Origin of the sequence: Paenibacillus sp. FSL K6-1558 (assembly GCF_038002565.1) — a bacterium.
Taxonomy (GTDB): Bacteria; Bacillota; Bacilli; order Paenibacillales; family Paenibacillaceae; genus Paenibacillus; species Paenibacillus polysaccharolyticus.
The window spans coordinates 346,809-360,176 of record NZ_JBBOCV010000001.1 but is presented as its reverse complement, the minus strand read 5'-3'; the positions used below and the strand labels follow the sequence as shown (position 1 = coordinate 360,176).

Below are 13,368 nucleotides of genomic sequence, written 5' to 3'. Positions count from 1 at the left end.
ACTCTCGCACATCAATATACATGCTATAGCATGTATTAAATGTTCTTTAACTCTCTATCTTAAATTCACTTAATTCTCTTGCACATTCATGTACAGCTTTTCTAATATTGCCTTTAATTGTTCCAGTTCCTCAGGCTCTATCCCTCGTGTAACATAGTTATGAGCGTCTTGGACCGTTAACAACAACTTTTCTTTCACTTCTTCTCCTTTGGGAGACAAATATAAATGGTGTGAACGTTTATCTTGATCATTAACGATACGTCGAACCATTCCTTTACGCTCTAGTGAATGGATCATTCGAACGACAGTCGTTTGATCCCGATCGATAGCCTCTGCCAGCTCTTTTTGAGTCGTAGCTTTATCGAGATCCATGAAAGATATAATACTCCATTGTTCAGGTGTGACCTCGTAAGGCTTCAATTGTTTGATAAAATAATTCGTAAGTTTGAGATCTGTTCGGTGAATTAAAAAACCAGTCACACTGTATAAGTCCATTGTTGTACCCTCATTCATCATTTTCTTACACCCAATTATAGGTGATCTGAACGAATGTTACAAACGACACTCATCAAGGAATGAGGCGGCTAAACTAATTTTCAATCAGATGCTTACTTAATTATCCGATTTCAAATTTATATCCTAACCCCCATATCGTTTTGATCATAGAGGAGGAACCCGCCGAAATGTCATCCAGCTTTTCCCGAATTCGTTTGATGTGTGTGTCTACGGTACGATAGTCCACACTATAATCATAGTTCCATACATTTTGAAGTATATTCTCTCTCGAAAACAACTTATCTGGTGACGTCGCTAAATAAAATAACAATTCGTATTCTTTAGGAGTTAAATGAATCTCTTTCCCCCTAGAAGACAATTTGTGATCGTCTTCCAAAATGAAATCACGCAATTTCAATCTTCGATAAAAAGTAAGGTTTTCGTGATTCCCCGCTTGTCTTCTCCGAACGACACTTCTAATACGATGAACGACTTCACGTGGACTAAACGGTTTGGTGACATAATCATCCGCTCCTGACTCAAAACCTTGAATAACATCCTCTTCACTATCTTTTGCAGTTAAAATTAAGATGGGAGTTGTCTTATATTGACGTATTCTTGAAGTTACGAAAAAGCCATCCATGCTAGGTAACATGACATCAAGGATCAACAGATCGTAGTCATAACGAAGTGCTTTTTCCAGACCAATCTCTCCTGTGGTAGCTTCATCTACTTCGAAACCTTCTCTCTCTAAATACAACCGTAGAAGATTTCGAATTCTCAGCTCATCATCAACAATTAAAATTTGTTGGGATTGTAATCCCATCTTACGTCTCCTCCTTATTCAGCGCTTAGAAGAAATAATACAGTGATACAATCAAGCTAAGTACGAACAAAACAATGGCAGGAATGGCTTTTTGTATGGGATCTTTAGCTAAAACAATCAAAGTAAAGGCTCCAGCAAGCATTGTACCTCCCAGTAACAATCCTGCCCAAAATGCAACACCAGGTATCCATATGCCAGCAAGCATACCCATAGCTCCAACAATCTCAAACGATCCGGTCAAAATATTAAAGAATGAAGGCAATCCAAAACGTTTGAATTCATCGGCCATCTTCCCCGAAATAATCTTGCTTCCTGTAACCAGGAAAAAGAGGCCTAACAGAACCTGTAAAACCGTAATAAAAATGAACATCGCTATCCTTCTTTCATTCGTTATTACATATAGATCGCGAATCAATTACATGCTATACCATGTATCTGGTCTGTGACTCTGCTTATGAAAAAGATTATTTAGTTGCACTGACAGCACTCACGTTTAACAACAACCATCAATCCCATTGGCATTCTATATGCTATAGCATATATTTTGTTTTAAATTTAATCTAATGTCAACCCCAGAGTATAACTTTATTGAAATGTAACCATTCATACGTTATCTCGAATAAAAAAATAAGAATCACTTTCAAGCGTATGCTCTAATCTATACTCGAAAGTGATTTTTGTGTTCAACCTTTCATATCAATCGAACTAGAATCAAGCCGTAATGTCCTGCACAGGGCTCTTAAATCGTGCTGAACTGCATGCTCTGACGAAAGCTGCAAATAACTGCTGACTGTACCCGTCAACGGCATAACTATACTCTGGATGCCACTGAACTGCGAGTACAAACGAATCACCCGGCTTGACGACAGATTCAACTAATCCATCCTCCGCAATGGCAACAGCCACTAATTGATCGGATAACGTTTTGATGCCCTGATGATGATAGCTGTTAACCTGAATCTGATCCGTCTGCAAGATATCATGAAGCAGATTATTTTTTTTAATATGTACGGAATGTACGAGATTGGTGTATGGGGGTTTTTGCTGATGGACAATCTCCTGCTCTGCTTCCATATCTGTAGGAATATCCTGATATAACGTACCGCCTAATATTACGTTAAACAGCTGTAATCCGCGGCATATGCCGAAGGCAGGTTTATCTATTGCAATCACTTTTTTAAACAGAATAACCTCCATCTGATCCCGCTCCATACACAACTCGCCACAGACGCTCTGCATCCGCTCATCATAAAGTTCCGGATTAACATCATGGCCACCAGTAAACAGAAATCCGTCAAAGGTGTGCGCCAGCGTTGTGATCATGTCCTCGTCTGTCGTTAATGGCAGCATGACCGGGATACCACCTGAATCTTCAATGGCCTTCATATAGTCAGGAAGCATCCAGTAACTTTTTTTGTCCGTATCGTATAAAGGAAGTACCCCTATCATCGGTTTGTTCATCTCAAGCCACCTCCTGTTTTAATATTGGATTCAGCGCTTCATCCGTTGTTTATGTTGTAATGGGGTTTACATTCAAGTTTGTTTTATTTTATCAGAGTTTTCGTTGAACAACATGCACAAAACCTTGCATTTCCTTACCTGTTACATCCTCTGTTAGCTTGAGAAAAAATAGATTTCAACGTAAAAAAAGCCGCTGTACCCAGCGACTTTCCTTAACGTCTTAGAGTGTAAATCGTTGAACCAGCTGTTGCATATTGTCAGCCGTTTGGGCCAGCTGAACCGTGGATGCCGAGATTTCCTCCATTGCAGCCATTTGTTCCTGTGCCGCTGCCGAGGTTGTCTGAGCACTGTCCGCAGACAGCTTCGAGATGTCCGCCATCTCGGTTACTGCAGCCGAAACTTGTTCGGTACTCGCAGACAGCTCTTCAGATATACTGGAGATATCCTGAATCTGATCTACTATTTTAGACGTGTGCTGTTCAATGTTCCGAATGGTTTTGGAAGCTTCTATGCTAATGCGCATACCCTCACTTACCTGATTCCGAACCTGCTGATTCATCAGCATTGTCGACTGTTCAATCAAGTTCAGCATGTGCTCAATAGTACTGCCAATCTGTTCGGCGCTTTGTTTGGACTGCTGGGATAGCTCGCGAACTTCCGAAGCAACAACCGCAAACCCTTTGCCATGTTCTCCAGCTCTGGATGCTTCAATGGAAGCATTTAATGACAACAGATTCGTTTGACGAGAAATATCTGCTATGGCATCGTTCATCTGACTTGCTTCCGAGGAAAGAGCAGACAATTGATTCATCAGTGAACTGGTTTCTTCCACGACTTCCAATATGAGTCCCATCTGTTCTTCCACTTGTTTAATCGTATCGCCACCGCTTACTACTGCACGTTCTGTCTCTTCGGCCGAATCCACAATCGTCGTTGCAGATGCTGCTATGGTGCTGATTCCTCTTGCCATCTCTTCCACAGCATTAGCGGTTTGACGCGAGCTTTCAGCTCCATTTACGGCTGTCTCAGCCGTTTGTTGCATAATCTCGGCTACATGCTGAACAGATTGGGTCGTCTGCTCTGTGCTCTCTTGAATCATCTGTGAAGATTCCCCCAGCAACGAAGAGGTCTTGTTCAGTTCAAGGACAACAGATTGAAGGGATTGAGTCATTTCATCAAAATCCTGAGCCAGCATACCAAATTCGTTAGCAGAATTCAGACCAACTCGCTCAGATAGATTGCCCTCACGTACTTTACGTGCAGCCACTCTGAGTTTTCTCATCGGAACAATAAAGGCTCTCAATATCAGAAAAATGATCCATCCGGCAATAAGGACCGAGATGCCAATGACCGTCAGACTTGTAATCAAAATTGGTTTGGCTGCAACAATAAAGTCTTCATGCCCCATAAGCACAATCACATTCCATCCCGTTAAGGCGTTAACACCGTTATATACATCCAAATCATATTCCAGGTCTGTACGTACAAAATGAGAGAAAGCCATGGGCTCATCCATATCAGACGCCGTATTAGGGTTTACCGGGATGCCTTCGATCAGTGGTCCACCCAGTTCACCGCCCCCTCCTTTGGAAATAGCTCCTGACCAAGCCGCTATGGAACGATTGCGATCCACAACAATTAAGCTGCCATTACCGCCAACCTCTATCGCGGCGAGCTCTGTTGCTAATGAAGTCAGATCCAGTTGAATGCGTACAGCCCCTTTATCACCCGAAAGTCCCTTTGATATTTCTACGTATATTTTTCCGGAGGCTGCATCTTTGGTAATGTTCGAAAAATGAATTTTGCCACCATCGCTAATGGCGCTTTTGTACCATTCGGTATTGCGAACATCGGAGGTTGTTTCTTCGATATTGGAGTTCGTAATAAACTTCCCTTGTTCATTCGCCATAGAAAAAGCCAAAATCTCCGGATATGTAGTCGAGAAACGATTCATGTCTAGCCTAACTTCTTCATACTGCTCCGTTCCTGGATTTGTACCCACCAAATCGTCTATATAATGAAGTAACTTCACTCGCTCACCAACGGTGTTGTTAATATGCTGCCCTACCATCGTTAAGATCGTTTGGATGGGTGCTGTCATTTTTTGCTGAACCTGATCCTTGGCACTGGTATACGAAAAATATCCGATAAGTGCGGTAGGAATCAAAAGTACAGCAAGAAATGCGATTGTCAGACGTGTGCTCATCAAACGTAATGCCGAAATCCCTTTTTTCCAAAATGAAACCTTTCTCTTGTTCTGCTTCAATCCAATCTCCCTTTCTGAATCAAATCAGTTGACTTTTATTTAATAAACTCAGCTTCAATTTCGCCATCATCCTGCGTTAAAGACGGGAATGGAGCCAAGTTGATCATTGGATAAACGCAAAAAAACCCATGCATACACACACTCAGAGAAAAACTGAGTGCATGTAAACATAGGTATTGCCTGAAAAAATCAGTAACAAGCCTTATTTGAACCGTATCATAGCATAGACTGTAAAATATGTTAAGGATAAATATGGGAAAAAGGAATTTATACATTTTTTACATCATACAATTCTTCAGGCAATGACAGAACAAAAGGTGACCAGTCTTTCGCCGTATAGAGATGCAACCGATGCATCGCGCGAGTACAAGCCGTGTAAAGAAGCTTGCGGTCATATTCTTCCCCATATCGAACTGCGGAGGCATCATATACAAGCACTGCATCGAATTCTACACCCTTGGCGAGGTAGACGGGAATGACCATCACGCCTTTTTCAAACTGCTCCGTGTCTTTCGTAATCAGCCTTAGTCCCTCTACACCGACCTCTCGCAAACATTCATATGCAAGGTGACTCTCGGCTGCCGTTTTGGTTATGATCGCAATCGAACGAAAACCCTCTGTTTGAAGCGCCTCAACGTCAGATCGAATGAACTCATCACGCTCGTTCTCTCCTGCCTCCACCCGGATTAAAGCCGGCTTCTGGTCCCTTCTGTCAAAAGCAACAATCTCATCACCGCCCGGTAGCATCGCCTTCGTGAATTCAACAATTTCTCGAGTTGAGCGATAGCTCTGTACTAGCCGAATAAGCGTCGTTTCTTTGTCCCCATATAACGAAATTAATGGCGAATCAGTAGCGGCAAGTTCTGTCGCCTGCATATAGATCGCTTGCCCGAAATCACCTAGTACCGTCATGCGGGCACGAGGGAACAGCTTTTTGAGATATTCATATTGAAATGCCGAGTAATCCTGACCTTCGTCGACGAACACATGACGGATATCCGTGTTGATTCGTACCCCTTCGATGATTTCTTTTACATATAAATACGGGGTAGCATCTTCATGGAACAGCTTGTTCTGACGCAACATATCTTTGGTTTGGATACAGATTTCATCCCAGTGAGGTGGAACTGCCGCTCCATTCGTACGTTCTTGATAGGCTGCGGAATCTACAAATAGTTGTTCATAGGCTGACTGTACATTGACGAATTTGAACTTTCGAACACGCTGCCTTAGAGGCTTGAACGTTTGCTTCACTATTTTTCGCCGTAGCAATTCTTCTTCCCTCTCGCCAAAATCGAAAGCACCTTCATCCAGATCAGCACGCTTGCTTGCATTCTCTCTTGCCGCATACTGCTCCGCCACTTCGAACACAGCCTTTTCCTTGTGCAACTTACCGTACGCGTCTGCGTAGTCGTCCGTATCGAGATAATTCAACTCTTCCTCCACCCAGTCCGCTTGTCGTTCCTGTTGCTCTAGAACAGCCAGCTGTTTCAGCAACCATTCTTGCAATAACAATATGCGGCTTGGCAACGGAAGATGGACGTCATACGTTGAAAATTGTGCCTTCATCTGAGCTGAAGTAATGAACTCCCGTTCACGGAACCGGATGCCGATAAAGTTTAACCCTTCATGCCCTAGCCATTCCCCATAGTTCTTCAAAGCTTTCATAAATTCCGCGGATGCTTTATAGCGAATGCCTTCCATACGAGCAGTGTAATCTGGTTCCGCACCAGCAGTAAGTACATACTCGATCTGATCAAGTGGATCTTCCGGACTCAAGCTCGATCCGAGCCAATAATTCAAGTATTCCTGAAACGTCGTCTGTTGAATGTTCTCTTCACCTAGCTCTGGCAAAACGGTCGAGATATAACTCGCAAACATCGGATTTGGCGAAAAAAGAACCATCTGATCTGCCTTGATCGTCTGGCGATGTTTATATAATAGATAGGCCACTCGCTGGAGCGCAGCGGATGTCTTGCCGCTACCTGCGGCGCCCTGAACAATCAGCATTCGGCTGCGATCATCACGAATAATGGCATTCTGTTCCTTTTGTATCGTTGCTACAATGCTTTTCATCTGAGAATTCGCACCTTTGGAGAGCACTTCCTGGAGCATGGCATCCCCAATGGTTTCACTAGCATCAAACATGCCCAGCAACTGACCATCCTGAATTTGAAACTGACGTTTCAGTTCAACGGTCCCCTCGATTTTCCCCATAGGTGTCTCATAATCTGCCGTACCGGAGCCATAGTCATAATAGAGACTCGCGATAGGTGTACGCCAATCATAGATGAGAAAATCCAAGCCTTCCTTGTCTGTAAAAGAAGACACCCCAATGTAAATTGGCTCCGTAACACCAAGACCCTTTTCCTTAAAATCAATACGTCCGAAGTAAGGTAAAGGCAATAAACGATTTACATTTTTCCACTGCTGTACTAATAACTTATGCCCACGTTCTCGTTCAGCCAACACTCTCGCTTGCTGATTAATGGTATAAAAGGCTTCTTCAAAATCCGTGTATGAACCCGTATTAATCGTGACTTCTTCCCAGAAACGTTTACGAATTTTCGTAGCCTGATCCGCAAGACCTTCAACTTGGGGTTCAAGTTCAGCAAGTCTCGCCTGCAGTTCATTTCGCACGTAAGCCAATCTTTCTTTTTCCAATTGCCATTCGTTCGTTTCTGTCATATCTTTAACCACACTCCTCAGCCCATTTTTTTTGGAGAAAAAAAGCGCGTTGACAAACCGAAGAATCCGATGTATGATTAATTTAGGAGAAATAATGATACACCAATTACATATTCAACGAAATCAACTGCGCTCATGATTATATCACAGCGTATTTTTGCGTTCAATCTTTTTTTATTAACATTTAAACGATAGCTCCACTCTCTTTAAAGCCCTTTGGTCTGTTCCATGGGGCTTTATTTTATTAGGTGCTCTACGTTTCTATACGTAAAAGAGTGCTACTCCCATTTTGATCGGATCAGGCAAACTTTTGATTGAAATGAACTACAGTTTCATTAGAGAATCATGACATAATAGAACAGAACACAGCCATCCTATTAGATATGTGGAATACGTGGCAACTTGGAGAAGAAAGGAAATGTGATTACGATGGAATACGTTAAACTTGGTAATACAGGACTCGATGTCTCGCGCTTTTGTCTCGGATGTATGGGATTCGGGGACGCCAGTAAATGGGTTCACGAGTGGGTGCTGAACGAAGAAGACTCCCGATCCGTGATTCGCAAGGCACTGGATCTTGGTATTAATTTCTTCGATACAGCCAATATATACTCTCTTGGTACGAGCGAGGAATATCTGGGACGGGCTTTGAAAGACTACGCAGACCGTGATCAGGTCGTGATTGCGACCAAGGTTCATGGCCGAATGCATGAAGGCCCCAACGGCTCCGGGTTGTCCAGGAAAGCCATTTTAAGTGAAATCGACAAAAGTCTGAAACGACTCAAAACGGATTATGTGGATCTATATATCATTCATCGCTGGGACTATAACACACCTATAGAAGAAACAATGGAAGCACTCCATGATGTGGTGAAGTCCGGGAAAGCCAGATATATTGGAGCTTCCGCCATGTTCGCATGGCAGTTCCAGAAAGCATTATATACAGCGGAGAAAAATGGCTGGACCAAATTTGTTTCCATGCAGAACCATTTGAACCTGATTTACCGTGAAGAGGAACGGGAGATGCTGCCACTTTGCAAAGAGGAAAAGATCGGCGTTACGCCATACAGCCCACTCGCTTCCGGCAGGTTAACAAGAGATTGGTCGGTGACGACGCATCGCTCTAAAACGGATATGATTCAGAAATCAAAGTACAATGCCACAAGTGACGCGGATCGCATTGTTGTCGAACGGGTGGCGGCTATTGCCGAGAAGTATGATGTGCCTCGTACACACATAGCGCTGGCATGGCTGTTACAGAAAGAGACCGTGACTGCTCCGATTATCGGCGCAACGAAACATTCACATCTCGATGTTGCCTTGGGCGCACTGTCTATGAAGCTTAATTCAGAGGACATCGCTTTTATGGAAGAGCCTTATATTCCCCATCCTGTCGTGGGCGCACAGTAAACAACATTGATGGAGCACAAGAAACATATTTATGATCTATCAACGATAGGTACCGTGGCATACGGTCTTTAAAATGTTATCGTAACAACAAATAGCCCCTCCTTTCCATATGCGGAAATAGGGGCTATTTGCTAATACATCAGTTTTATTTATTCAAAGGCGAAGGCGTTAACTGAACTCCTTCCCCTCTGCTCTGTTAAATGGTGCTTGTATCAATAACAAAGCGATATTTTACATCTGAAGCGAGCACACGTTTATATGCTTCATCAATCTGATCTGCCGAAATGACTTCAATGCTAGGTGCAATATCATGCTCGGCACAGAAATCAAGCATTTCCTGTGTCTCACGTATGCCGCCAATCATGGAACCTGCGAATGAACGGCGGTGACCAATCAACGCAAATGCATTGACGGGGAGTGGCTCTGGCGGAGCTCCTACATTGACGAGTGTACCGTCCAACTTGAGTAGCGAGAAATAAGCGTTGATATCAATGCTTGCACTTACTGTATTAATGATCAGGTCTAATGAGCCTGCGAGCTTTTCAAATGTTTCCGGGTCGCTCGTTGCGTAGTAATGATCTGCGCCAAACTGCAACCCGTCTTGCTTTTTGCTAAGGGATTGAGAAAGAACCGTAACCTCAGCTCCCATCGCATGTGCGATTTTAACTGCCATATGACCAAGGCCACCCATCCCTACGACTGCGACTTTCTTACCCGGGCCAGCGCCCCAGTGATGTAGTGGAGAATAGGTTGTGATTCCGGCACATAGCAGCGGTGCAGCAGCATCCAGCTCAATATTGTCAGGAATGCGCACTACAAAATCCTCGGTTACCACGATATGTGTGGAATAACCGCCTTGGGTTGGCTCACCGTATTTGTCTACTCCTGCATACGTTGGAATATTACCTTTCAGGCAGTATTGCTCTTCTCCTTTACGGCAATTCTCACATTCGCCGCAAGAGTCAACCATACATCCAACGCCTACGCGGTCGCCTACTTTATATTTTGATACACCACTACCTACTTCAGTCACAATACCGGCAATTTCGTGTCCCGGTACGAGTGGATAATTAACGGGTCCCCACTCCCCATGAGCGGTATGAATGTCCGAGTGGCAGATGCCGGCAAACTTAATCTCAATTAATACATCCGTGGTATCCAGATCACGGCGGTTAATCTCTGCGGAACGGAAGGGTTTATCGGGTCCATCCACGGCTCTAGCTTTAGCTGTAATCAATAGTATAACCTCCTCATGATTTTGGAATCTTCTTTATCTTACGCCCTATAGTTAACTCTAGGTCAAATGTTTTAATCTACTTTTTTCAAAAAAATTGCTCGTTTTGACATCACTCCAGGCCGCATGATAGAATTCACTCGCATCAACGAGAGCCCTTTACCATACAAGGTTTAATCTCGATCTGATCTAGAACTGAAAGGAACAAACTCGATATGACCTATTCCATTAGTGAAGTCGCTAAAAAATTGGATCTGACTGTGTATACATTGCGCTATTATGACAAAGAGGGACTCATGCCCTTCGTCGAACGTAATTCGACCGGAACGAGACAATTCAAGGACTCCGATATTGATTTTCTGAAAATAATCCAATGTCTGAAAGCTACCGGAATGCCGATCAAGGATATCCGGGAATTCATAGCCTGGTGCTCGGAAGGTGACGCAACCTTGCATCAGAGGTATGACATGTTTACCGAGCGCAAAGCCAGCGTCGAGGCTCAAATGGAAGAACTTCGGAGAACAATGGAAGTTATTGAGCATAAGCGCAGTTATTATCAGCAGGCCATCGAAGCTGGAACGGAGAACATTCATAAAACTACACTGGCGCCTAAGCCTGAGCACGCAGCAAGCTCCTAGAGTTAAACGAAAGGATTTCATCCTATGTCTAAGCCATTTCAGCAGCAGTTAGATGAACTTGCCAGACTTATTCATCAGCACACGGTCAATGAAGGGGTCCATTCAACCGAACTTCCCTCCCTTTCTCTGATTCGTGAATCTGACATCACTGAACCGATTTTCAGGTTGAACGAAGCTTCTTTTTGTATCGTCGTCCAGGGTCAAAAGGAAATGTTGCTGGGACAAGAACGTTTCCAGTACGGACCTGGCAGCTATATTGTAGCTACGATGGATTTGCCTGTAAGCGGCCAAGTCATAGAGGCTTCGCCTGTCGCTCCTTATCTCGCATTAAAGCTTGAATTCACAGGCAGTGAAATTTTGGAGGTAATTCAGCATACCCGTCTCTCCCCTAATTCGAACGATACAAACGATGTTACCAGACGAGCCATGTATGTGAGCAAAACTTCTCCAGAGCTGCTGAATGCCGTGATCCGATTAGCTCAGTTGCTTGAAGGGGATGCGGAGGATATCTTCATGCTCTTTCCATTGTTTAAAAAGGAGATTTTGTACAGAGTACTCAAAGGACCTCAGGGCAGTGCGCTGAAGCAGATGGCACAAGAAGGATCTCACGCGTACCGTATTCGTAACGTGATTGAACACATGGTGACACATGTTAGTCGGCCCGTCCGGATTGAAGAACTGGCAGAGCTGGCGAATATGAGCCAGGCTTCCTTCCATCGACATTTTAAAGCAGTCACTGCGATGAGCCCGCTTCAGTTCATCAAACAACTGCGGCTACAAGAAGCACGTCGTCTCTTAATGTCTCAAGCTGTAGACGCATCAGAGGCTGCTTATCAGGTTGGATACGAGAGCCCGTCACAATTCAGCCGTGAGTATTCACGCATGTTTGGTTGTCCGCCAATGGAGGATATTAAACGTTTGAGAGGCAGTACGTACTGATTTCATCTCCAGAAAATAATCCCGTTCCACGTAAAGAGACTCACACCTAAACGGTGAGAGCCTCTTTTTTTTCTTCGTTCCATTTGCTCTAAAATACAGTCTGCCTGCCCGAAACTACTTGGATGCCGAAAGTAAGCTATCCGTAATAAATTTAAGCTGTCCTTCCAACGATACCGGATCGTTATACGTATCAGACGATGGATCTAGCTGAAATACATGATTGGCTTTGACAGCCGGGAGGTTCTTCCATAACTTATTTTCGTAAATCTTTTTGGAATCACTCGTGTCCCCGGACCACGGGCTGGTGAAAATAATGTCTCCTGCATAATCCGGCAGCACTTCTATCGAGATGGAAGCCCAGCCTGTTCCGCTATCAATAGCTTCCGCTTGAGCCTTAGTTGGTGCTCTCAGTCCAAACTCACCATAAATAATCTCTCCCCCGCGGCCATAGTTATGACCGAAGACATACAACCCTTTATCATACGGATTCAGGATCGATACGGTACGATTACCTACAGCTGCTTCTACCTTCGGTTTCAACTCGTTAATCTGAGCTTCCCACTTGCTTATCCAGGCCTTAGCTGCTTCTTCCCTGTTTGTAAGTTTGCCCATCTCCAGCATTAAGTCTTTGTAGTTACGTTTACCGTACTCAATCTGAACTACAGGTGCAATCTGTGACAGCTTGTCGATGCCTTCTGTACCTGTGTACACAATAAACAGATCGGGTTTCAAAGCAAGCAGTTGCTCCGGTGTTGGCGGCTGATCACCTAAATCTGCTGTTCCTTGTGCAGCAAGCTGCTCTTTAATGTATTTGTTGTTCATTGCACCTGTAGTTGCCCCCACCACTGGAGCATCCAGTGCGACAAAGTATCCCGTAGAGAAGGCCGTCAGATCCACAATCCGTTTAGGATTTTTCGGCACTTTCACTTCACCAGCATCAGACTGGAATGAAACCATCTCATCTTCTGCACCTGCTCCTGTGTCTGTCGTACCATCTGAATTGTTACTGGTTTTGCTTCCCGCATCGGATGATACAGTAGTCTTCTCCGCCCCATCTTTAGCTGTATTTGAAGCTGACTGACCACATGCACTCAAGATCAGCATGAACACAAGCGCCATCATGATCCAAATTGAACTTCTTTTTGTACTACGCAAAAATAACCCCACCTTTAATGTATTGGATTCAATCAAATAAATGATATTGATAATCGTTATCAACGATATCACGACTCTAGCTTTTTTACAATACAAGTTTAATATATTCATTCCAAACTTCGTCTATTAAGTGAAAAAAGAGAATATACATCCCATTTCTACTGACAATTTCATTCCAAACTTGCCATCTAGTAAGTTAAAAGGCTATCATCATTAGAGTGGATAGAGAGATTTAACAAAGAGAATGATTTTGAAC

At 43.7% G+C, this 13,368-nt stretch carries 11 protein-coding genes; 3 read left to right on the top strand and 8 right to left on the bottom strand.

The window, feature by feature from the left end; all coding sequences use genetic code 11:
- Nucleotides 1-69 precede the first annotated feature (69 nt).
- The 6 genes from MHI38_RS01460 to helD all read right to left on the bottom strand — a co-directional run bounded on the left by MHI38_RS01460 (nt 70) and on the right by helD (nt 7,736).
- Nucleotides 70-495: a MarR family winged helix-turn-helix transcriptional regulator gene (locus MHI38_RS01460; protein ID WP_341180861.1), complete on the bottom strand. Its 426-nt coding sequence runs from the start codon at nt 493-495 to the stop codon at nt 70-72.
- A 121-nt stretch (nt 496-616) separates the two neighbouring features.
- The gene (locus tag MHI38_RS01455) at nt 617-1,321 is read right to left on the bottom strand and encodes a response regulator transcription factor (RefSeq protein WP_341180860.1); all 705 of its coding nucleotides are present in this window, start codon (nt 1,319-1,321) and stop codon (nt 617-619) included.
- A 25-nt stretch (nt 1,322-1,346) separates the two neighbouring features.
- Entirely contained in the window at nt 1,347-1,697 is a 351-nt protein-coding gene (locus tag MHI38_RS01450; RefSeq protein ID WP_341181892.1) for a DoxX family protein, read from the bottom strand.
- Nucleotides 1,698-2,032: 335 nt separating this feature from the next.
- Nucleotides 2,033-2,782 carry a gamma-glutamyl-gamma-aminobutyrate hydrolase family protein gene (locus tag MHI38_RS01445; RefSeq protein WP_339838933.1) on the bottom strand — a complete coding sequence of 250 codons (750 nt, stop codon included), beginning with the start codon at nt 2,780-2,782 and terminating at the stop codon, nt 2,033-2,035.
- Nucleotides 2,783-3,002: 220 nt separating this feature from the next.
- A complete protein-coding gene (locus MHI38_RS01440) occupies nt 3,003-5,048 on the bottom strand; it encodes a methyl-accepting chemotaxis protein (RefSeq protein WP_341180859.1) in 2,046 nt (681 codons plus the stop codon).
- A 267-nt stretch (nt 5,049-5,315) separates the two neighbouring features.
- A complete protein-coding gene (gene helD, locus MHI38_RS01435; RefSeq protein ID WP_341180858.1) occupies nt 5,316-7,736 on the bottom strand; it encodes an RNA polymerase recycling motor HelD in 2,421 nt (806 codons plus the stop codon).
- Between the two features lie 429 nt (nt 7,737-8,165).
- On the opposite strand from helD, the gene MHI38_RS01430 reads away from it, so the two are divergent.
- Nucleotides 8,166-9,146 carry an aldo/keto reductase gene (locus MHI38_RS01430; protein ID WP_154889195.1) on the top strand — a complete coding sequence of 327 codons (981 nt, stop codon included), beginning with the start codon at nt 8,166-8,168 and terminating at the stop codon, nt 9,144-9,146.
- Between the two features lie 196 nt (nt 9,147-9,342).
- Here the strand turns inward: MHI38_RS01430 and MHI38_RS01425 are convergent, their stop codons facing one another.
- Nucleotides 9,343-10,383 carry an NAD(P)-dependent alcohol dehydrogenase gene (locus MHI38_RS01425; RefSeq protein ID WP_154889198.1) on the bottom strand — a complete coding sequence of 347 codons (1,041 nt, stop codon included), beginning with the start codon at nt 10,381-10,383 and terminating at the stop codon, nt 9,343-9,345.
- A gap of 212 nt (nt 10,384-10,595) precedes the next feature.
- On the opposite strand from MHI38_RS01425, the gene MHI38_RS01420 reads away from it, so the two are divergent.
- Together MHI38_RS01420 and MHI38_RS01415 are read left to right on the top strand one after the other, a co-directional pair.
- Nucleotides 10,596-11,018 (top strand): MerR family transcriptional regulator, encoded by a 423-nt coding sequence (locus MHI38_RS01420; protein WP_090915837.1) that lies wholly within the window; start codon nt 10,596-10,598, stop codon nt 11,016-11,018.
- A 24-nt stretch (nt 11,019-11,042) separates the two neighbouring features.
- On the top strand, nt 11,043-11,957 hold the full coding sequence (locus MHI38_RS01415; RefSeq protein ID WP_154889200.1) for an AraC family transcriptional regulator: 915 nt from the start codon (nt 11,043-11,045) through the stop codon (nt 11,955-11,957).
- A 114-nt stretch (nt 11,958-12,071) separates the two neighbouring features.
- Here MHI38_RS01415 and MHI38_RS01410 read toward each other — a convergent pair whose 3' ends face one another.
- A complete protein-coding gene (locus MHI38_RS01410) occupies nt 12,072-13,112 on the bottom strand; it encodes an ABC transporter substrate-binding protein (RefSeq protein ID WP_261769273.1) in 1,041 nt (346 codons plus the stop codon).
- Between the last annotated feature and the right edge of the window lie 256 nt (nt 13,113-13,368).